The sequence below is a fragment of the Halomonas sp. I1 genome, from assembly GCF_032334135.1.
Taxonomy (GTDB): Bacteria; Pseudomonadota; Gammaproteobacteria; order Pseudomonadales; family Halomonadaceae; genus Halomonas.
The window spans coordinates 1-20,979 of sequence record NZ_JAVXUS010000019.1 but is presented as its reverse complement, the minus strand read 5'-3'; the positions used below and the strand labels follow the sequence as shown (position 1 = coordinate 20,979).

Here is a 20,979-nt window from a genome sequence, read left to right as displayed (position 1 = left end):
GAGCCGCAGCCCGGGAGGCTGCAAGGTCGTCGTTGTGGTCGCTGCATGAAGCGGATGCCGGCCTTCGACACGGCTCGCGTTCCGTTGCGTTACGAAGACGAGGCGAGAAAGGTGATGCAACGCTTCAAGTTCCAGGCCTCGCCGCGCGCCGGCAGCGTGTTGCTTGAACTGATGGAGGAGGCGCTGCGGGAGACACCACGCCCCCAGGCATTGCTGGCAGTGCCGTTGCATCGTCGGCGTGCTCGGCAACGGGGCTTCGATCAGGCGCGCTGGCTGGCCGAGCGGTTAGCGGCGCGTCTGGATATTCCCCTGGCAGTGGCGCAGCGACATCGCGACACGCCGAGCCAGCGGGGACTGGATCGACGACGGCGACGCGGCAATCTGCACGCGGCCTTCCGGGTCGAGACGTCACTGCCGGCCGAGGTGGCGCTGCTCGATGATGTGATGACCACCGGCGCGACGCTCGACGCCCTGGCCCGTGCCTGTCGTCAGGCCGGGGCCGAGCGCGTCGAAGCCTGGGCCGTGGCGCGCACGCCATTGCCTTGACTGGCCCCGTTCGCTCGATGATGGGCCGCCTGTCGGGTCGCGCCAGTGCATGACGCCGACTCGAGGCCTGGCGCTCTGTTAGCATGCTCGATAATCGATTGAATCAGGAGCGCCGAATGGAAACCTCGATCCATCCCTTTGCCCGCCTCGAGCCCTCCAGGGTGGTGGCCGCTGTGGAGTCCCTGGGGTTCTGGCTGCCCGGTGAACCCTTTGCCCTGAACAGCTACGAGAATCGGGTCTATCTGGTGCATGACGACGAGCGCCGGCGCTGGGTGGTCAAGTTCTATCGGCCGGGGCGCTGGCGCGATGTCGAGATTCAGGAAGAGCACGACTTCCTGGCCGAACTGGCGGCAGCGGGGGTGTCGGTTGCCGCCCCCTGGCGTGACGGGGATGGCACCAGTCTGCATCATGCCGAGGGATTTCGTTTCGCGCTCTACCCGCAACTTCCGGGGCAGGCGCCCGAGCTGGAAAATCCGGCCCATCTATTCGCCCTGGGAGAAGTCATCGGCGCCATGCATGCCGTGGGGGAAACCCGTCGGTTCGCCCACCGCCGCACCTTGAATCTGGGCGACATGGTGACGGAAGCATGCGATGGCGTGTTGTCCAGCCCTTGGCTCGACCGGCGCCAACGCCGGGCCTATACCCGGGTGACCGATGCCCTGCGCAGCGCCCTGGCGGATCGTGGCTGGGCGCCGGAGCGCAGCATCCGCGTGCATGGCGATTGTCATCTCGGCAATATGCTGGGGCGCGATGAAGCCTTCGGCCTGGTGGATTTCGATGATTGCCTGATGGCCCCGGCGGTGCAGGATATCTGGATGCTGCTGACCGGGCAGGAAGAGGGGGAGTGGCAGATGCAGCTTTCCGAGGTGATCGAAGGCTACGAACAGCACCGTGACTTTGATCGAGGCGAACTGGCCCTGATCGAGCCGCTGCGGGCTTTTCGTCTGATACGACACAGTGCCTGGCTGGTGGCACGGTGGGAGGATCCCGCCTTCCCGGTGGCCTTCCCCTGGCTGGCCGATGCCGGTTACTGGGATGACCACATCCGCCAGCTCGAGCAACAGCGACGGGTGCTGGATGTCACGACATCCGGGCGAGCGTGAAACACGCCGACGGCCATCGGCAGGTAGTCGGGGACGGCAAGATGTCGCTTCGGGACTGCGCTGGCGGATGGCATGCGCTAGAATCGTGCCCCCTTGACCCCGGGAAGATGACCACGGGGTGACACTTCGATGGCAAGGCGTGGTGGCCGCGCCGACGCACCGCAATAATGACACTGCATGGGGCCTGAGGATGACCGAACAACTCGCCGACCACTACCGCCAGATCATTCAGGAACTCGGAGAGGATCCTGATCGGGAGGGCCTGCGCGATACGCCCAAGCGTGCCGCCAAGGCCATGCAGTTCCTGAATCGCGGTTATTTTCAGTCCCTGGAAGAGATCGTCAACGGCGCCGTCTTCGAGTCGGATACCGATGAGATGGTGCTGATCAAGGACATCGAGCTGTATTCGATCTGCGAGCATCACCTGCTGCCGTTCACCGGCAAGTGCCATATCGCTTACATGCCCAGCGGCAAAGTGCTGGGACTCTCCAAGTTTGCGCGCATCGTCGACATGTACGCGCGACGCATGCAGATTCAGGAGAACCTGACACGCCAGATCGCCGAAGCGGTTCAGCAGGTCACCGGTGCCCGCGGTGTGGCGGTGGTGATCGAGGCGCACCACCTGTGCATGATGATGCGGGGGGTCGAGAAGCAGAACTCGAGCATGACGTCTTCGGTGATGCTGGGCGCCTTCCGAGAATCGCAGAGCACACGGCAGGAATTCCTGACCCTGGTTCAAGGTAGGTAGGAGACAATATGGCAATGCTCGCCCTGGATGATCAGCACCTCGACCATGAGCTGGCCACCATACGCATCAAGAATCTGCGGCTGCGGACCTATATCGGCATCAAGGAAGACGAGATCCGCAATCGACAGGATGTGGTGGTCAATGCGGTGATTCGCTATCGCGCCGACAAGGCGCTGGCGTTCAACCATATCGAGCAGGCGCTGAATTATCGCACCATCACCAAGCAGGTCATCGCCCATGTGGAAGACAATCGCTTCCAGCTGCTGGAGCGAATGACGCGGGAAGTGCTCGATCTGATCATGAGCTTCGAGCAGGTGCTTACCGCCCAGGTGGAGATCGACAAGCCCCATGCCCTGCGCTTCGCCGACTCCGTGTCGATCACTCTGTCGGATTCTCGGGAGCCGAAGCGGGGAAGCTGAACCCCGGGGCGCCGTGGCGACGACGTCGAATGGTTGGCGTGCCAGCCTCCATGCGCTTAGCATGGAGATCAATCCTCACCAAGCGCCTTGACGCCAGGAGTCGACCATGGAAGCCCTGAAGGAGAACCTGAAGGAAACCCAGCTGTATTGCCCTTTTGCCTATATCGATGGGAGCTGGGTTGCCGCCGATAGTGGCGAGCAGATCGAGGTGGTCAACCCGGCCACCGGCGATACCGTGGGCAGTGTGCCTCGTCTTGGGCGTGCGGAGACCGAGCGAGCCATCGCCGCCGCCGAGGCCGCCTTCCCGGCCTGGAAGGCCTTGACCGCTCTGGAGCGCGCCGATGCGCTGATGAAATGGCATGATCTGATGCTCGAGCATCAGACCGACCTGGCCACCATCATGACCCACGAGCAGGGCAAGCCCCTCAAGGAAGCCGCGGGCGAGATCGCCTATGCGGCCAGTTTCCTGCGATGGTTCGCGGAACAGGCGCGCCGCATCAACGGCGAGACGGTCCCGGCGTCCTCTTCCAATCAGCGTATCGTGGTCACCCAGCAGCCGGTAGGGGTGGTGGGTGCCATCACGCCCTGGAACTTCCCGGCCGCGATGATTACCCGCAAGGCCGGTGCGGCACTGGCGGCGGGTTGTACTTTCGTGGCCAAGCCGGCCAGCCAGACACCGTTCTCGGCCACTGCCCTGGCCATGCTTGCCGAGCGGGCCGGTATTCCACGCGGGGTCTTCAACGTGGTGCCTGGCCGTGCCTCGGAAATCGCCGATGCCCTGACCGCGTCGTCGGCAGTGCGCAAGATCACGTTCACCGGGTCCACCGAGGTGGGGCGTCAATTGATGGCCCAGGCGTCGCGTCACGTGCAGAAGATTTCCCTGGAGCTAGGCGGCAATGCGCCCTTCATCGTCTTCGAGGATGCCGACCTGGATGCCGCCGTGGAAGGCGCCATGGCCGCCAAGTTCCGCAACGCTGGCCAGACCTGCGTGTGCACCAACCGTTTCCTGGTGCAATCGAGCGTGGTCAATGCCTTCTGCGAGAAGCTGGCAGTGGCCATGAACAGCGAACTCAAGGTCGGCGACGGCACTCAGGCAGGCGTCAATATCGGTCCGCTGATCGACGAGAAGGCCGTGGAGAAGGTCTCCGAGCATGTGCAGGATGCCGTCGAACATGGCGCCGAACTGCTGCTGGGCGGCCATCCGCACCCGCTGGGCGGCAACTTCTTCACGCCGACGCTGATTACCGAGGCCAATGATGGCATGAAGGTGTCCAGCGAAGAGACCTTCGGACCTCTGGCTGCCGTCTTCCCCTTCGATGACGAAGAAGACGCTGTGCGCATGGCCAATGACACCGAATACGGCCTGGCCTCCTACTTCTATTCCCGCGACCTGGGGCGCGTCTGGCGCGTGGCCGATGCTCTGGAATACGGCATGGTCGGCATCAACACCGGCCTGATCTCCAACGCCGCGGCGCCCTTCGGTGGCGTCAAGGCCTCCGGGCTCGGTCGCGAAGGCGGTCACCAGGGCATCGAGGAATTCCTCGAGACCAAGTACCTGTGCATTGATCTCGGTTGAATCAGCTATAAGCTATAAGCTATAAGCTTTAAGCTGTAAGAAAAGCGAAAAGCCCCATCGAGTATGTCCGATGGGGCTTTTTACGATCTGCTTACGGCTTACGGCTTACGGCTTACGGCTTACGGCTTACGGCTCGCCGCAGGCGTCAGTGTCTGAAGTGCCGCATTCCGGTAAACACCATGGCGATGCCGGCGTCGTTGGCGGCGTCGATGACTTCCTGGTCGCGCATGGAGCCGCCAGGCTGGATGACGGCGGTGATGCCGGATGCGGCGGCGGCGTCGATGCCATCGCGGAAGGGGAAGAAGGCGTCGCTGGCCATGACCGAGCCGGGCACTGACAGGCCTTCGTCGGCCGCCTTGATGCCGGCGATCTTGGCCGAGTAGACCCGGCTCATCTGACCGGCACCGACGCCGATGGTCTGGCCGCCCTTGGCGTAGACGATGGCATTGGACTTGACGAACTTGCCGACCTTCCAGGCGAAGGTCAGGTCACGCATTTCCTGCTCCGTCGGTACACGCTCCGAGACCACGCTGATATCGTCCCGACCGACCATGCCCAGGTCGCGGTCCTGGACCAGCAGGCCGCCGGTGACGCGCTTGAGGTCGTGACCTCGTTCGCGTTCGCCCGGCCAGTGCTCGGCGACATCGAGCAGGCGCACGTTCTTCTTCTCGGCGACGATCTCGCAGGCTGCCGCCTCCACGCCGGGCGCGATGATCACCTCAACGAACTGGCGGTCGATGATGGCCCGAGCGGTGTCGGCGTCGAGGGGGACATTGAAGGCAATGATGCCGCCGAAGGCGCTGGTCGGATCGGTGGCGAAGGCCTTGTCATACGCCGACAGGGCGCTCTCGCCGACGGCGACGCCACACGGGTTGGCATGCTTGACGATCACGCAGGCGGTCTCGTCGAAACCCTTGACGCACTCGAAGGCAGCATCGGTATCGGCGACATTGTTGAAGGACAGAGGCTTGCCCTGCAGGGTGCGCGCCGTGGCAACGCCGGGCTCACGACTGGCGGGGTCCACATAGAAGGCGGCGGCCTGGTGCGGGTTCTCGCCGTACCGCATGGACTGTTTCTTGTGGAACTGCAGGTTGTAGGTGCGCGGAAAGCCTGCTTCGCCACCCTCGGCGCGGGCCCCGAGGTAGTTGGCGATGGCCGCATCGTAGCCGGCCGTGTGCTCGAAGGCTTTCACGGCCAGGTCGAAACGGGTTGCCTCGCCGATACCGCCCTGGTCAAGTTCCTCGATGACTCGGCCGTAATCGTCGGCATTGACCACGATGGTGGTATGGGCATGATTCTTGGCGCAGGCCCGCACCATGGTCGGGCCGCCGATGTCGATGTTCTCGATGGCGTCCTCGAGGGTGCAGTCGGGCCGCGCCACGGTAGCGGCGAACGGATAGAGGTTGACCACCACCATGTCGATGGCCGTGATGTCGTGCTCGGCCATGACGGCGTCATCCTGGCCGCGCCGGCCGAGAATGCCACCGTGGATCCTGGGGTGCAGTGTCTTGACCCGGCCGTCCATGATCTCCGGGAAGCCAGTGTGCTCGGAAACCTCGGTGACGGGAACGCCATTGTCGCGCAGCAGGCGATAGGTGCCGCCCGTGGAGAGCAGCTCGACGTTTCGGTCGCGCAGGCCGCGCGCGAAGTCGACGATGCCGGTCTTGTCGGACACGCTGATCAGGGCGCGACGTACCGGGGCGACGGAGGAAGTGGATTGGGCCATGAAGATCACTCTGTTGCGGGCATGGGAGCGTGACGGGAAAAGAAGCAAGGGCGCCTGGGCGCCCTCGTGTTCAGATCAATCCATAGTGCTTGAGTTTCTTGCGCAGGGTACCCCGATTGAGCCCCAGCATCTCGGCGGCACGGGTCTGGTTGCCCTGGGCGTGCTCCAGTACCGAGGCGAGCAGAGGGGCTTCCACTTCGGCGATCACCATGGCGTGCAGGTCGGTCACCTCGCAGCCATCCAGGTGGGCGAAGTAGCGGCGCATGGCGGCATCCACGGCATCACGCAGGAGCATATCGTCGCCGGGCGCGGGAGCGCCGTCATTGGCGGTGTCGCGAGAGGCCCGGGATTCGATCTCAGGCAGCGCGGAGGACTGGGTAAAGGCTTGGCTGCTGGTCATGCGGCACAGGTTCCATCCGATGTCATGTCCCGAACGACCTCTGACTTCGTGTCGGCGGGACCATGACGAAACAGTTCGTCGATGAAGCGGCACTGGTCGTCGGCGTTGTCCAGGCCGTTGAAGGTGGCACGAAGGTGCTTGCGTGCGGCGTCGTCGAAGCGGGCATCACCGGCGAGGTACCAGCCGATGTGCTTGCGCGCGATGCGCACGCCCATGTGCTCACCGTAAAAGTCATGCAGGGCCGACAGGTGGCTGCGCAATACCGCGACGCGCTCGGCATCGTCGGGGGGCGCCATTCGTCGGCCATGGCGCAGGTAGTGGTCGATCTCGCGAAAGATCCAGGGATTTCCCTGGGCGCCGCGACCGATCATCACCGCATCCGCCCCAGTATAGTCGAGGACGTGGCGAGCCTTCTCGGGAGAATCGATATCGCCGTTGGCGAACACCGGAATATCCACGGTCGACTTGATGGCGGCAATGGTGTCGTATTCCGCTTCGCCCCCGTAGCGCTGCTGGCGATGGCGGCCATGCACGGCGAGCGCCTGGATACCCGCCGACTCGGCCAGCCTCGCCACACGCACGCCATTGTTGCTGTCGGCGCACCAGCCGGTGCGGATTTTCAGTGTCACCGGTATGTCCACGGCGCCGACCACGGCCTCGAGGATTTCGGCGACCAGGCCTTCGTCGCGCAGCAGGGCCGAGCCGGCTGCCTTGTTGCAGACCTTCTTGGCCGGACAGCCCATGTTGATGTCGATGATCTCGGCACCCATCTCGGCGTTGAGCCGAGCGGCCTCGGCGAGCATGGCGGCATCACCGCCGGCAATCTGTACGGCTCGAGGGCCGGGTTCCCCGCGATGGTCCATGCGCAGCCGCGACTTGCGGGTATGCCACAGGCCAGGATCCGAGGTCACCATCTCGCCCACTACCAGGCCCGCGCCCAGGCGACGAGCGAGCGCCCGGAAGGGGCGGTCGGTCACGCCGGCCATGGGGGCCAGAATGGCCCGGTTGGGCAAAGTATGGCGACCAATGCGTGGCAGTGGGCTGGCGTCGGACATGCTTTCGATCGGCTGCTTTGAAAGGGGGGACACATCATACGCCCCCCGCCATTCTGGGTGAAGGCCACTCAGGTCGAACGTCGTCCGGTCAGACGCACCCAGCCTTCGCGCACCTCCGGCTCATCCATCACCAGGCCGCGCGCGCTGTAGGTCGCGAGTACCTCATCGGCCTGGGTTTCCAGGATGCCGGACAGAGCCAGTCGGCCGCCGGGGGCAACGCGTTCGGCAATCTCGTCGGCGAGTTCCACCAGGGGGCCGGCCAGGATATTGGCGACCACCAGCGGGAATCTCGCCTCGGCCTCGAGCGACTCGGGATATTCGAGGCGCAATGCCGGTTCGTCGATGCCGTTGCGTTCGGCATTGTCGCGGCTGGCGGTCAGGGCCTGAGGGTCGATGTCGGTGCCCGTGGCGTGGCGGGCGCCGAGCTTCAGGGCGGCGATGGCCAGGATGCCGGAGCCGCAGCCCATGTCGAGCACGTCTCGATCCGTCAGTGTGCCGTCCACGGAGAGGGCATCCAGCCAGGCGAGGCATAGCGCGGTGGTGGGATGAGTGCCGGTGCCGAAGGCCAGGCCGGGGTCCAGCAGCAGGTTGACCGCCTGCGGATCCGGCACCTGGTGCCAGCTCGGCACGATCCACAGACGCTTGCCCATGCGCAGGGGCTCGAAGTCGGCCATCCATTCCCGCTCCCAGTCGCGATCGGCGAGCAGTTCATGCTCGATCTCGGGGCAAGGCTCACCCGGCATGGCCTCCGCCCAGGCGGCGGCCAGGCGCTCGAGCATGGCCGAGAGTCCCTCGAGGTCATCATAGAGGCCGGTGAGTACGGTCTCGTCCCATAGCGGGGTGGTGCCGCGCTCTGGCTCGAAGAGCGGTTCATCCTGGGCATCCTGCAGGGTGATGGCAGTGGCGCCTTCGTCCAGCAACAGTTCCTCGAGCAATTCGGCATGTTCCGGCGCGATGCGGGCCTTGAGTTGCAGCCAGGGCATGGGGACTCCCGGGTGATTGGCGCGGTGGTGGGAAACGACGACGAGGCGGCGTTGGCCGCCCCGCGCCGGTGGAGTATCGGCCGAGCTTGGGAAAGCGCTGATTTATGCCGCGAGCGCAGCCATAAATCAGGGTTTCCTCAGAGCCCGAGCTTCTTCTCCAGGTAGTGGATGTTGACGCCGCCCTGCTGGAAATAGCCATCGCGGACCAGGTCCTTGTGCAGGTCGGTGTTGGTCTTGATGCCTTCGACCAGCAGTTCGTCCAGGGCGTTGCGCATGCGGATCAGTGCCGTTTCGCGGTCGTCGCCCCAGGTGATCAGTTTGCCGATCAACGAGTCGTAGTGGGGCGGCACGGAGTAACCGGTGTAGACGTGGGAGTCCATGCGCACCCCGAGGCCACCGGGCGGGTGATAGAGCGTGACCCGGCCCGGGGACGGCATGAAGGTCCTGGGGTCCTCGGCGTTGATACGACACTCGAAGGCATGACCGGACAGCTCAACGTCTTCCTGGCGGATCGATAGCGGAAGTCCGGAGGCGATGCGCAGCTGTTCGCGGACGATGTCGACACCGGTCACCATCTCGGTGACCGGGTGCTCGACCTGTACCCGCGTGTTCATCTCGATAAAGAAGAACTCACCGTTCTCGTAGAGAAACTCGAAGGTGCCGGCCCCGCGGTAGCCGATCTTGATGCAGGCATCCCGGCACGCCTCGAAGACCTGATGGCGGGCCTGCTGGTCCAGGCCGGGGGCAGGGGCTTCTTCGAGGACCTTCTGGTGACGGCGCTGCAGGGAGCAGTCCCGGTCGTAGAGATGGATGGCGTTGCCCTGGCCGTCGGCCAGTACCTGGACCTCGACGTGGCGAGGATTCTCCAGGAACTTCTCCATGTAGACGGTGCCGTCGCCGAAGGAGGAATGCGCCTCGGTGCGGGTCACGTTGACCGCTGAGAGCAGGTGGCCTTCGGTGTGCACCACGCGCATGCCGCGGCCGCCACCGCCAGCGGCGGCCTTGATGATGACCGGGTAGCCGATGCGTCGGGCGGTGGCGAGTATCTCGCCTTCGTCGTCGCCCAGCGGACCGTTGGAACCGGGAACCGTCGGGACGCCGGCTTCTTTCATGGCACTGATCGCACTGACCTTGTCACCCATGAGGCGGATGGTCTCGGCAGTCGGGCCGATGAAGGTGAAACCCGAGCGCTCGACCTGCTCGGCGAAGTCGGCGTTCTCGGAGAGAAAACCGTAGCCGGGGTGGATGGCGCTGGTATCGGTGACTTCAGCGGCACTGATCAGCGCCGGGATGTTGAGATAGGACTGGGCCGAAGAAGCGGGGCCGATGCAGACGGCCTCGTCGGCCAGGCGTACGTGCATCAGCTCGCGGTCGGCCTTGGAGTGGACCGCGACTGTCCGAATGCCCAGTTCCTTGCAGGCGCGCAGGATGCGCAGGGCGATCTCGCCGCGATTGGCGATGAGAACCTTGTCCAGCATGATGGAATCCGCCAGTGTTGTGGGAAGATCAGGAAATGACGACCATCGGTTGCTCGAACTCGACCGGCTCGCCGTCCTCGACCAGGATCGCTTCGACCACGCCGTCACGGTCGGCTTCGATCTGGTTCATCATCTTCATCGCTTCGACGATGCACACGGTTTCGCCTTTCTTGACGCTCTGACCGAGTTCGACGAAGACCTTGGCGCCCGGTGCCGGTGCCCGATAGAAGGTGCCGACCATGGGAGAAAGGATCGCCTGCCCCTGGTAACCGGGGCCCGCGTCTGCCTCGGCGGCGGGTTCCGCCGGTGTCGAGGTCGGTTGCGGTGCTGGCGCAGCGGCCGGTTGCGGCCAGGCGGGGGCGGCGGGCTGAGGCTGTTCCGTCCCGTTGGGGTGACGGCTGATGCGAACCGACTCTTCGCCTTCCTGGATCTCGATCTCGCTGATGTTCGACTCTTCCAATAGCTCGATCAGCTTCTTGACCTTACGGATATCCATGACGTTGTCTCGATCGGTGGGTTCTGGGGCCGCCCGGCGCTGTCAACCCGGGCGATTTCTGAATAGATCGCGGCAAATTGGCGTGCTTTACCGTCTCCAGGAGCCGCGATGGCTGATGTCAGCGAAGTTTGCCGAAAATCAGCGTGGTTGTCCAGCCAGCAACGAACGCTGTTCGTTTAGTGCTTTCACGGTGCCTGATGCGGCCTGGTCTCGTTGCAACCAGGTGGCCACTTCGTTCAGGTGCGTGGCCAGGTCGGGGGCATCGACTTCGCCCTGTATTCGCGCCTCGCGCAGTTCGCGGCTGCCATCGAAGAATAGCAGGCTCGGCGGGCCGAACAGGCCGAAATGGTCGAGCAGCTCGCGGCTCGCTTCGCTGGTTTCGGTGACATCGACATCGATCCGCCGGAAGTCCGTGAGGGCGGCCACCACGGTGGGAGCGGGAAAGACCTCTCGTTCCATGACCGTGCAGGAGATGCACCACTCGGCGGTGACATTGACCATGGCGGGCGTGTCGGTGGTGGTCAGAGCTTTCTGCAGCCCGTCGAGAGTCTCGACGACGGTGACGTCCTGGCGAGCGGTCTGGCCGGCCGATGATGGCAACAGGGCGGTCGTGGCCGGAGCCGGAGCCAGAGGGCGCAACGGGTCCTGAGCGCCTCTGGAGGCACCGATCACCAGGATGATGCCCCAGGCCAGCAGCAACAGGCCGGCGGTCTGTCGAACCCGCGGCCAGCCCTGGGGCTGGTCGAGACTCAGGGCGCCCAGTGCCAGTGCCGTGCCGGTGGCCAGAGCGGCCCACAGCAACAGGACGACAGTGCCCGGCAGGAGGCGCTCGATCAACCAGATCGCTACCCCCAGCAACAGAATACCGAAGGCGATCTTGACACCGTTCATCCAGGGACCGGTGCGTGGCAGCAGGGTGGCGCCGAAGGTGCCGACCAGCAGCAAGGGAATCCCCATGCCGAGGGCCAGGGCAAGCAAGGCGGCGGCGCCGACCAGGGCATCGCCGGTGGAGGAGATGAAGACCAGGGCGCCGGCCAGCGGAGCGGAGACGCAGGGCGATACCACCAGGACCGAGAGCGCGCCGGCCAGTGCCAGTCCCATGGGGCCACTGCGCTGGGCCTTGTCCTGCCAGGCATCGAGTCGGCGCGTCAGGCGAGGGGAGAGGCGCAGGTCGAAGGTGCCGAACATGGCCAGCGCGAAGAGCACGAAGAGGGCGGCGAAGAGGGTCAGTATCGGTGTCGACTGAAGCCGGGCCTGAAGATTCAGGCCGGCACCGAACAGGCCCATGAGCACGCCCACCACGGCATAAGTGGCGGCCATGCCGGCCACGTAGCTGGCCGATAGTGCGAAGGCGCGAGGACGGCTGGGGTTCTGGCCGACGATGATCGATGACAGGATCGGTATCATCGGCAACACACAGGGCGTGAAGGTCAGGCCGAGGCCGGCGATCAGGAAGAGTCCCAGCACCAGAGGCAGGCTGGCGTCGTGCATCAGGGCGCTGAACTGGCCATCTTCACTGCGTGGCGCTTGCTTCGCCGTTGCGCCGCCCCCCTCGGGAGTGGTGGCGCGTGGCGTTGCCCCGTCGCTCTGCGATGGCGGTCGCCAATCCGTGAAGGCAGCTGGCGCCTGGCCCTCCGGCGCCTGGAGCTCGATGGTTTCGGGCGGATAGCAGAGCCCGGCGTCGGCGCACCCCTGGAAGGTCAGTGCCAGGTCCAGAGGGCCCTGCCGAGGCGTATCGATCGGGGCCTCGAGGACCACGCGATCATAGTAGACATTGACGTCGCCGAGGAACTCGTCGGTCTTGGGCTCGCCCGGGGGAAGCTTCAACTCGCCCAGGGTGGTGTCCGTGTCTCGGGTGGCGATATCGAACCGATGGCGATACAGGTAATAGCCTTCGGCGTTTTCGAAGCCGACCTTCAGCGTGTCGCCGTCATGCCAGACGCTGGGCTGGAAGGCCTCCATGACCGGCAGGAAGTCCGATTCATCGTCCGAGGAGAACCAGTCGGCCTGGGCCATCAAGGGGAGCAGCAGCAGGATGAGGCCGGCGAAGCAGCGAAGCTGTGACACGGGGTTTCCTTTCTCCGAGACATGGGTAGCGCGGTTGAGACTCATGATGTGGCTTGGGGTTCCGAGATTGTGCCGCTATGCTCAAACGCAGTCGACCGGCATGGCGTCATGACCATGGTCGTTCATCTCCATAATCTTACGACAGGGAAACACGCAAATGGGATTGGCGAGAAAGGGCTCGATTCGTCGACGCAGCAAGGTCGAGGTGCTTGAGCGGCCACAGTATGGCTGGATCTGGAAGCCATTGCTGGTGCTTCTGGCTCTGTATCTGGTGGTGACGCTGGCGTTGGGCGTGTGGTGGAGCCGGACGCCGGCGAACTTCGATGTGGAACAGGCCGTTGCCGAGCAACGCGGGAGCGGTACGGCTGCGCGCGGTGCGGTGACCGTCGCGGGCCTTCGGACCACCCTGGCGACCCTGCTCGACAAGCCAGGGGGCTATCTGCGCAACGATGTCGCGCCGCCGGGCCTTTGGCTCGACAATATGCCGGCCTGGGAACACGGCGTACTCCGTCAGGCACGTGGCCTGGTGGCGGCGATGCCGGCCATGGCGAATGGCTCGACCGAGGCACCCGAGTCGGCGGCGACCAGCCTGCGCGGCGATGGCCGTGACTGGCTTTATCCCTCCACGGAGCATCATCTACGCCAGGCCCTCGATGAGCTCGATGCCTACCTGATGCGGTTCGAGGAATCCGGAAGCGCCGGTTTCGGTGACGGTGGGCAGGGGCTCGCTACCTGGTTGTCAGGCGTCGCCGAGGCACTCGACGGCCTCGGCGGACGGCTCTCCGCCAGCGTCGGCGACAAGGAGCGGCTTGCCGAACTGGGGGTGCCGGCGGCGTCGCTGCCTGAGTCGACCCCCTGGTATCGAGTCGATAATGTCTTCTTCGAGGCCCGGGGACAGGCCTGGGCGCTGCGTCATCTGCTGGCGGCGGTGCGTCGCGATCAGGCGGATGTGCTGGAAGCGGCCGGTTTGTCCGAACGCTGGGATGCCTTGACCGTCGAGCTGGAACGTAGCCAGCGTCGCCTCTGGAGTCCGGTGGTGCTCAACGGCTCGGGGTTCGGCATCTTCGCCAACCACTCACTGGTGATGGCCAGCCATGTATTGAGGGCCAGAGATCTGGTGCGCGAGCTGGCCGAAGAGCTGCCCGGCCCGGGTGAGGGCATGGGAGACGGTGGGGAACCGGCAGAGACGCAAGCGGCCGAATCCGGTTCGAGCGAATCCGGGGCCCTTGATGGTGGAGTGGAAGAGGGCGCTGCCACTCGGTCGAGTGAAGGCTGAGAGAGAAAAGGGCGACTCGACGACGAAGGGCCGCCCCTCGGGCGGCCCTTCGTCGTCAGTGCGCCATCAGGTCGATCACGCCTTGTCGTAGGCGGCCACGGATTTCTCGATGGCCTTGCGAGCGGCGTCGGCGCCTTCCCAGGATTCCACCTTCACCCACTTGCCCTTCTCGAGATCCTTGTAGTTCTCGAAGAAGTGGGCGATCTGTTGACGCAGCAGTTCCGGCAGGTCGGTGACTTCCTGGATGTCATCATAGAGGCTGGACAGCTTGGGATGCGGCACGCATACCAGCTTGGCGTCCTCGCCGGCCTCGTCGGTCATGTTGAGGATGCCGACCGGGCGGGCACGGATCACGCTGCCGGGGGTGACCGGATAGGGTGTCACCACGAGGGCGTCGAGGGGATCGCCGTCATCGGCCAGGGTGTGGGGGATGAAGCCGTAGTTGGCCGGATAGAACATCGGCGTGGCCATGAAACGGTCGACCAGCAGCGCGCCCATGTCCTTGTCGATCTCGTACTTGACCGGCGCATGGTTGGCGGGGATCTCGATCGCCACGTAGACGTCGTTGGGCAGATCCTTGCCGGCGGGGATGTTATCGAAGTTCATGAGGGGGTCCTTCTCTGGCGAGTGTCCGGGTCGAGTGGAGCAAATGCGGCGAATTATACGAAGCCACCGGGGCGATTACCAATCCCCCCGGATGGTGTCGAGGATGTTACGGCCTTGATGGGCGAGCCAGCGTCGCGGACGACGTGTATGATGGCCCCCTGTTGAACCGCCGGTATGTCCGGCGAGTCGCTGCGAGCCCGAGGAGAATGTCTTGGCATCCGCGCAACTGTCTCTGAGTCATGGTCAGGCCTTTGTGGCGCCGGAGCGGCGCCGGCATCGCAGTTCGATGTCGGTCCTCACGCCCGAGGCATTGCAATTGTCGACCAAGGGTGCCTGTGCCCTGATCAGCGACTCCACCACCCGCAATACCCTGGCCAAGCAAGCCGGTGACATCAGCGTACGCGGCTTTCTGGCCGATTACTTCTCGACGCCCGATCACTGGGACGTGAAGGCGTCGGCCAATCGAGTGTTGCGCTCGCTCAATGGCTGGTGCTTCGGTCAGAGTCGCCAGGTGAGCGATGGCAGCTATGTGAGTTCGTTGTCCGCCATGGTCTATCGCGGGCGCGAGGCACATCTCTTCCACATGGGCGATACCCTGGTGTTTCGTCTGCGTGGCGCCGAGTTCGAGCAGCTCTCGCGCGATCACGTCACTGACCTTGGCGGGTATCGTTATCCGTCCCGGGCGCTGGGCATGGATGCCAGCATCGATATCGATTACGTGCGACTGCCCCTCAAGCAGGGCGATATCTTTCTGTTCACCACCCAGGCGGTACAGGGCACCCTGATGCCGTCCGATTACGTCGGCTTGATCCGCCAGGACGCCAGTGACCTGGATGCCGCCTGTGAGCGGCTGGCCCAGACCGCTCGAGAACGCGCCCAGGAGCGTGGTTACGGTGGCGACCAGTTCTGCTTCCAGCTGGTGCGCATCGACGAGTTGCCCGAAGAGGAAGAGGACAGGCCCGGCAAGGTCTATGGCGACCTGCCGATTCCACCGGAGCTGTCGGTGGGAGAGCGACTGGATGGTCTCGAGGTGCTGTCGGTACTGTCGCGGACGGCGCAGTCTCGCGTCTATCGCGTGCGTGATCTGCGCAGCGACCGGGAAATGGTGATGAAGGCGCCGAGTCCTGAACTGTCCACTCGCAATGCCTATCTGGAGCATTTCCTGCTGCAGCAGTGGGTGGTGGAGCGGGTGCATTCGCCCTTCGTGGTCAAGGTCATGGAGCCCTCTCGGCCACGCCGTTTTCTCTATTACCTGATGGCCTATGTCGAAGGCGAGACGCTTACTGCCTGGGCGCGCCGCCACCCCCAGGCGAGTCTGGCGCAGCGTCTCGATATCGCTATCCAGATGGGCAAGGCCCTGCAGGCACTGCATCACCGCGACCTGCTGCACCAGCAGGTACATCCCGACAATGTGCTGATCGACAAGCACGGTCAGGTAGTCCTGGCCGATTTCAGTGCCTGCCATCTGCGCGACGTCGATGGCCACCGGCGCTCGCGCACTCTGGTGCGTCAGGTCGGACTGACCGAACACAGTGCCCCGGAGTATGCACTGGACGACGAGGTGGGGCGGCGCAGTGACCAGTACTCGCTGGCTTCCACGGTGTACTGGTTGTTCACCGGTGAACTGCCCTATTCGTTGCCGACCAAGGACCTGTTGCGACACACCGACCTGGAGCAGATGACCTATCGCAGTGCTCGGACCCTCAATCCCGAGGTGTCGCCGGCACTGGACGATACCCTGCGTCGAGCTCTGGCACCTCAGCGTGCCCTGCGGTTTCGTCGGCTGTCCGAGTTTCTCCATGCCTTGCGAGGGCCGGCCAAGGAGACGAACGACGCCTCGGAGGAGCGCGTGTCATCTCGCGAGCCTGCCCTCTTCTGGCAGGGGGTGGCGGGGATCCTGTTGCTGTTGTTGGTGTTGTCCTGGTTGCTGCGTTGAGCCACGAGCCACGAGCCACGAGCCACGAGCCACGATACGAGAATCTCGCAGCTCGTAGCTCGTAGCTCGCAAGCTTATAGCTTGAACTCGGGCAGCTTGCGTTCGACGCGGTGCTTGGCGAGCTTGGCGACCTTCGGCAGGCCGTTTTCGAAGGGGGGGAAGTCCTCGCCCTGGATCAAGGGGGCGAGGTAACGGCGGCATTCTTCGGTAATACCGAAGCCGTCCTCGCGGATGAAATCCCTTGGCATGAACTTCTCGCGGTTGGCCACGTCGGCCAGCGGCGCCGGTTCGACGGTCCATGCATAGGGTGCGTCACCAGTGCGCTTGATGGCGGGCATCTGGGCGTTCTGACCGTCCAGTGCCAGCTCCACGGCCTTTTCGCCGACGGCATAGGCCTGGTCGACATCGGTCTTGGAGGCCAGGTGGCGTGCGGCGCGTTGCAGGTAGTCGGCCACCGCCCAGTGGTACTTGTAGCCGAGGTCCTGCTTGATCATGCCGGCCAGGGTCGGTGCCACGCCGCCCAGTTGGCGGTGGCCGAAGGCGTCGGTGTTGCCGGAGTCCGCCAGGAAGGTGCCGTCTTCATAGCGGGCCCCTTCGGAGACCACGATCACGCAGTAGCCGTAGTGCTTGACCGATTCCTCGACGCGGGCCATGACCGCCGCGCGGTCGAAATCGATCTCGGGGAATATCACCAGATGAGGAGGGTCGCCCTCGCCCTGGCCGGCCAGGGCGCCGGCGGCGGCGATCCAGCCGGCGTGGCGGCCCATTACCTCGAGCACGAACACCTTGGTGGAGGTGGCGCACATGGAGGCGATGTCCAGCGACGCTTCCAGAGTGGAGGTGGCGATGTACTTGGCCACGCTGCCGAAGCCCGGCGAGTTGTCGGTGATCGGCAGGTCGTTGTCCACGGTCTTGGGCACGTGGATGGCGGTCAGCGGATAGCCCATCTTCTCGGAGAGTTGAGAGACCTTGAGGCAGGTGTCGGCGCTGTCGCCGCCGCCGTTGTAGAAGAAGTAGCGGATGTCGTGGGCGCGGAAGACCTCGATCAGGCGCTCGTACTGGGCGCGGTGGGTCTCGATATCCTTGAGCTTGTAGCGGCAGGAGCCGAAGGCGCCGGCCGGGGTATGACGCAGCGCCGCGATGGCCTCGTCGCTCTCCTGGCTGACGTCGATCAGGTCCTCGGTCAGGGCGCCGATGATGCCGTTGTGCCCGGCGTAGACCTTGCCGATCCGGTCGTCGTGGCGACGGCAGGCTTCGATGACGCCGCAGGCGCTGGCATTGATCACGGCGGTGACGCCGCCGGACTGGGCATAAAAGGCGTTGTGCTGAGCCATGGAGCTATCCTGTTGATGTCGCATCGAGGGCGTGCGGCCGGCGACGTTCCTGTCGCATGTCGGCGCCGCCGAGGGTTCGGAGCAAGCGGGGATTCTAGCCCATCGACCGGGTCGCTGCATCCCATGGCCTCGCCCTGCTCGCCCCGCGATGGCTGGAGGGGGCGCGGGTGCCATGCTAGTCTGCCGCTTTCCGCCAGGCAGTCGCAGTCTGGCACGAATTTCCTGCGGAGACGGCATGCACCTTCACATCCTCGGCATCTGTGGCACTTTCATGGGTAGCCTGGCCCTGCTGGCCCGAGAGCAGGGGGTTCGGGTCAGCGGCTCCGATGCGGGCGTCTATCCCCCCATGAGCACGCAATTGCAGGAAGCCGGCATCACCCTGATGGAGGGTTACCGGGCCGACAATCTCGAGCCGCGCCCCGACCTGGTCGTGGTCGGCAACGCCTTGTCGCGCGGCAATCCCGAAGTGGAGGCTTTGCTCGATCTGGACGTGCCCTATGTGTCGGGCCCTCAGTGGCTGGCGGAGCATGTGCTGCCAGGGCGTCGCGTCATCGCCGTGGCCGGGACGCATGGCAAGACAACGACGGCGAGCCTGGTCGCCTGGTTGCTGGAGTCGGCAGGGTGGTCGCCGGGGTTCTTGATCGGGGGAGTGCCGCGCAACTTCGGCATCTCGGCACGTCTGGGGGCGCGGAATGCGCCCTTCGTGGTCGAGGCCGACGAATATGACACGGCCTTCTTCGACAAACGCTCCAAGTTCGTCCATTACCGTCCCGAGATCGCCGTGCTGGGCAATCTCGAGTTCGACCATGCCGATATTTTTCCCGACCTGGCGGCCATCGAGCGCCAGTTCCATCACCTGGTGCGCACCGTGCCCGGCAAGGGGAAGCTGTTGGTGGCCGACGACGAGCCGGCGCTGGATCGCGTGCTCGAAGCGGGCTGCTGGACACCGGTGGAGCGTTTCGGGCAGTCCCCGGGCAGCGATTGGCGACTGGTGCTCGAGCGCGGTGATGCGAGTCGCTTCAGGGTCGAGCATGGCGACGAGCAGGCCACGGTCGACTGGGCCTTGAGTGGTACCTACAACGCCAGCAATGCACTGGCCGCCCTGGCTGTCGCGCATGCCTTCGGAATGCCCTTGCCCAGAGGGAGCCAGGCGCTGACTCGTTTCGAGACCCCTCGGCGCCGCCAGGAATTGCGAGGAGATGTCGCGGGCATTCGTGTGATCGATGACTTCGCCCATCACCCCACGGCGATCGCTGCCACCCTGGACGGCATGCGTGCCGCTGAAGACAGCGGGCGGCTGCTGGCGGTGATCGAACCTCGGTCCAACACCATGCGATTGGGCTCGTTGCGCGAGCGTCTCGCCGCCAGTGTGACGAGTGCCGACCTGGCCTACTGGTACCAGCCGCCGGAACTGGAGTGGTCGCTGGCGCCAATGATCGAGGCTGCCTCGACGCCGAGTCGTGAATACGACGACCTGGACGCCCTGGTGGCCGCATTGGTCGTCGAGGCCAGGGCCGGAGATCGTATCGTGGTGATGTCCAACGGGGGCTTCGGCGGCATTCACGAACGACTGCTGGCCGCGCTGGAGGATTCCCATGGCCGATGAGCTTCAACCACCTGTCACCGTGGCCATCACCGGTGCTTCCGGGGCCCAGTACGGGCTGCGCTTGATCGAGGTGCTGGTGGCTGCCGAGCATGAGGTCTGGGTGATGATCTCCAAGGCCGCCCATATGGTCATCGCCACGGAGACGGACAGCGAGCTGCCGGCACGACCCGAGCGCTTGACGAAGGCGCTCGCCGAGCGTTTCGGCGCACGGCCCGGCCAGATTCGCTGTTTCGGCCGCGAGGACTGGATGGCGCCGGTGGCGTCCGGCTCGGGCGCCAGTTCGGCCATGGTGGTCTGCCCTTGCTCCACCGGCACGCTCTCGGCCATTGCCTGTGGTGCCAGCAACAACCTCATCGAGCGCGCCGCGGATGTGGCCCTGAAAGAGCGCCGTACCCTGGTGCTGGTGCCTCGGGAAACGCCCTTGTCGGCGATCCATCTGGAGCACATGCTGGCCTTGACCCGCCAGGGGGTGGTAGTGATGCCGGCGGCGCCGGGGTTCTATCATCGACCGCGTGACGTCGAGGACATGATCGACTTCATCGTGGCGCGGATCCTCAACCAACTGGGGATAACGCACCGGTTGATGCCGCGCTGGGGCGAATCGCCGTAACGGGGGCGATTTGTTCAGTATTTCCTTCGAGGGTGTTTACAAAAGTCACGAGCGACGGCCAGACAAGGCGAAATTAGGCGAGAATGCGGAGTTTATCCGTACTAAATGAGCATTTCGAGCCGAATTTCAACGCAGTATGGTCGAGCGCAGTAATTTGTAAACACCCTCTTCGAAGCAAGTGCTTCTACAGGGCTCCTGTCCGGGCCATAAGGATATGGACATGCTCAATGTTTCCCTTCTCTCGGTCTTCGTGCCGACGTTTCTGCTCGTTTCTCTGACGCCCGGCATGTGCATGACGCTGGCCATGGTGCTGGGAATGACCCAGGGGGTGCGGCGGACCCTGTGGATGATGCTCGGTGAGCTCGCCGGGGTCGGGCTGGTGGCGGCCGCCGCCGGGGCGGGGGTGGCGACGCTGATGCTGCGTCAGCCCGAGATCTTTGCCGTGTTCAAGTGGCTCGGGGGTGCCTACCTGATCTATCTGGGCGTGATGATGTGGCGTTCCAGGGGGCGCATGGCGGTTCCCGAAGACCTGGATACCCAGGCCACGGCGGGTCGCCGCGAGCTGGCAGTGCAAGGGTTCGTCACGGCGGTGGCCAACCCCAAGGGCTGGGCCTTCTTCGTGGCCCTGCTGCCGCCGTTTCTCGACGCGTCCCGGCCTCTGGCGGGGCAGTTGGCGATATTGATCGCGCTCATCCTCACCATCGAGTTCCTGGCGCTGGTCACCTATGCCACCGGCGGCCAGACCCTGCGCCACCTGCTGGGCAAGAGCCGCAACGTGCGCCTGCTCAACCGCATTGCCGGCACCTTGATGGTGGGAGTCGGCTTCTGGCTGGCGTTGGGCTGACCCCCGGGCTTCGCCGGGAGCTGTAACCGGGCTTCGCCCGGAGCTGTAAGCCTTAAGCTATAAGCGGTAAGAACCCCCTGGACCCGAAAAGGGCTGGGGGTATGCTGCCTACGAGCTACGAGCTACGAGCTACGAGCTACGAGCTACGAGCTACGAGCTACGAGCTACGA

The 20,979-nt window shown here is 64.7% G+C and carries 19 protein-coding genes; 10 read left to right on the top strand and 9 right to left on the bottom strand.

Going from position 1 to position 20,979, the window contains the following annotated elements; genetic code table 11:
* The first annotated feature begins 45 nt into the window (after nucleotides 1-45).
* The 5 genes from RSO41_RS15925 (at nucleotide 46) to RSO41_RS15905 (ending at nucleotide 4,392) form a co-directional block, all read left to right on the top strand.
* Nucleotides 46-546 carry a ComF family protein gene (locus RSO41_RS15925; RefSeq protein ID WP_315620185.1) on the top strand — a complete coding sequence of 167 codons (501 nt, stop codon included), beginning with the start codon at nucleotides 46-48 and terminating at the stop codon, nucleotides 544-546.
* Nucleotides 547-662: 116 nt separating this feature from the next.
* Nucleotides 663-1,649: a serine/threonine protein kinase gene (locus tag RSO41_RS15920; protein ID WP_315620184.1), complete on the top strand. Its 987-nt coding sequence runs from the start codon at nucleotides 663-665 to the stop codon at nucleotides 1,647-1,649.
* Between the two features lie 190 nt (nucleotides 1,650-1,839).
* Nucleotides 1,840-2,397, top strand: coding sequence for a GTP cyclohydrolase I FolE (gene folE, locus RSO41_RS15915; RefSeq protein ID WP_315620182.1), 558 nt, complete (start codon nucleotides 1,840-1,842; stop codon nucleotides 2,395-2,397).
* Between the two features lie 8 nt (nucleotides 2,398-2,405).
* Nucleotides 2,406-2,816, top strand: a complete 411-nt coding sequence (folX, locus tag RSO41_RS15910; RefSeq protein WP_315620181.1) for a dihydroneopterin triphosphate 2'-epimerase — start codon at nucleotides 2,406-2,408, stop codon at nucleotides 2,814-2,816.
* A 106-nt stretch (nucleotides 2,817-2,922) separates the two neighbouring features.
* The gene (locus RSO41_RS15905; protein WP_315620180.1) at nucleotides 2,923-4,392 is read left to right on the top strand and encodes an NAD-dependent succinate-semialdehyde dehydrogenase; all 1,470 of its coding nucleotides are present in this window, start codon (nucleotides 2,923-2,925) and stop codon (nucleotides 4,390-4,392) included.
* Between the two features lie 145 nt (nucleotides 4,393-4,537).
* On the opposite strand, the gene purH is transcribed toward RSO41_RS15905, so the two are convergent.
* From purH to dsbD, 7 genes are all read right to left on the bottom strand, one after another.
* Nucleotides 4,538-6,118: a bifunctional phosphoribosylaminoimidazolecarboxamide formyltransferase/IMP cyclohydrolase gene (purH, locus tag RSO41_RS15900; protein WP_315620179.1), complete on the bottom strand. Its 1,581-nt coding sequence runs from the start codon at nucleotides 6,116-6,118 to the stop codon at nucleotides 4,538-4,540.
* Nucleotides 6,119-6,188: 70 nt separating this feature from the next.
* Entirely contained in the window at nucleotides 6,189-6,518 is a 330-nt protein-coding gene (gene fis / locus RSO41_RS15895) for a DNA-binding transcriptional regulator Fis (protein ID WP_410000346.1), read from the bottom strand.
* A complete protein-coding gene (gene dusB, locus RSO41_RS15890; protein WP_315620177.1) occupies nucleotides 6,515-7,573 on the bottom strand; it encodes a tRNA dihydrouridine synthase DusB in 1,059 nt (352 codons plus the stop codon). The genes fis and dusB overlap by 4 nt, the downstream gene beginning before the upstream one ends.
* 68 nt (nucleotides 7,574-7,641) lie before the next feature.
* Nucleotides 7,642-8,556 (bottom strand): 50S ribosomal protein L11 methyltransferase, encoded by a 915-nt coding sequence (gene prmA / locus RSO41_RS15885; protein WP_315620175.1) that lies wholly within the window; start codon nucleotides 8,554-8,556, stop codon nucleotides 7,642-7,644.
* A 137-nt stretch (nucleotides 8,557-8,693) separates the two neighbouring features.
* Entirely contained in the window at nucleotides 8,694-10,034 is a 1,341-nt protein-coding gene (accC, locus tag RSO41_RS15880) for an acetyl-CoA carboxylase biotin carboxylase subunit (protein ID WP_315620174.1), read from the bottom strand.
* Nucleotides 10,035-10,062: 28 nt separating this feature from the next.
* Nucleotides 10,063-10,530, bottom strand: coding sequence for an acetyl-CoA carboxylase biotin carboxyl carrier protein (gene accB / locus RSO41_RS15875; protein WP_315620172.1), 468 nt, complete (start codon nucleotides 10,528-10,530; stop codon nucleotides 10,063-10,065).
* A 138-nt stretch (nucleotides 10,531-10,668) separates the two neighbouring features.
* Nucleotides 10,669-12,546: a protein-disulfide reductase DsbD gene (dsbD, locus tag RSO41_RS15870; RefSeq protein ID WP_315620239.1), complete on the bottom strand. Its 1,878-nt coding sequence runs from the start codon at nucleotides 12,544-12,546 to the stop codon at nucleotides 10,669-10,671.
* 208 nt (nucleotides 12,547-12,754) lie between these two features.
* Between dsbD and RSO41_RS15865 the strand changes: the two genes are divergently transcribed.
* Nucleotides 12,755-13,873, top strand: coding sequence for a DUF2333 family protein (locus RSO41_RS15865; RefSeq protein ID WP_315620171.1), 1,119 nt, complete (start codon nucleotides 12,755-12,757; stop codon nucleotides 13,871-13,873).
* Nucleotides 13,874-13,948: 75 nt separating this feature from the next.
* Here the strand turns inward: RSO41_RS15865 and ppa are convergent, their stop codons facing one another.
* Nucleotides 13,949-14,479: an inorganic diphosphatase gene (gene ppa, locus RSO41_RS15860; RefSeq protein WP_315620170.1), complete on the bottom strand. Its 531-nt coding sequence runs from the start codon at nucleotides 14,477-14,479 to the stop codon at nucleotides 13,949-13,951.
* Between the two features lie 211 nt (nucleotides 14,480-14,690).
* Here ppa and RSO41_RS15855 point away from each other — a divergent pair, with 211 nt between their 5' ends.
* Nucleotides 14,691-16,415 carry a protein kinase domain-containing protein gene (locus tag RSO41_RS15855; RefSeq protein ID WP_315620168.1) on the top strand — a complete coding sequence of 575 codons (1,725 nt, stop codon included), beginning with the start codon at nucleotides 14,691-14,693 and terminating at the stop codon, nucleotides 16,413-16,415.
* A gap of 74 nt (nucleotides 16,416-16,489) precedes the next feature.
* Here RSO41_RS15855 and RSO41_RS15850 read toward each other — a convergent pair whose 3' ends face one another.
* Nucleotides 16,490-17,749: a 6-phosphofructokinase gene (locus RSO41_RS15850; protein ID WP_315620167.1), complete on the bottom strand. Its 1,260-nt coding sequence runs from the start codon at nucleotides 17,747-17,749 to the stop codon at nucleotides 16,490-16,492.
* A 235-nt stretch (nucleotides 17,750-17,984) separates the two neighbouring features.
* Between RSO41_RS15850 and mpl the strand changes: the two genes are divergently transcribed.
* The 3 genes from mpl to RSO41_RS15835 all read left to right on the top strand — a co-directional run bounded on the left by mpl (nucleotide 17,985) and on the right by RSO41_RS15835 (nucleotide 20,809).
* Entirely contained in the window at nucleotides 17,985-19,355 is a 1,371-nt protein-coding gene (mpl, locus tag RSO41_RS15845) for a UDP-N-acetylmuramate:L-alanyl-gamma-D-glutamyl-meso-diaminopimelate ligase (protein ID WP_315620166.1), read from the top strand.
* Nucleotides 19,345-19,965 carry a flavin prenyltransferase UbiX gene (locus RSO41_RS15840; RefSeq protein ID WP_315620165.1) on the top strand — a complete coding sequence of 207 codons (621 nt, stop codon included), beginning with the start codon at nucleotides 19,345-19,347 and terminating at the stop codon, nucleotides 19,963-19,965. The genes mpl and RSO41_RS15840 overlap by 11 nt, the downstream gene beginning before the upstream one ends.
* Before the next feature lie 220 nt (nucleotides 19,966-20,185).
* Nucleotides 20,186-20,809, top strand: a complete 624-nt coding sequence (locus RSO41_RS15835) for a LysE family translocator (protein WP_315620164.1) — start codon at nucleotides 20,186-20,188, stop codon at nucleotides 20,807-20,809.
* Nucleotides 20,810-20,979: the final 170 nt, after the last annotated feature.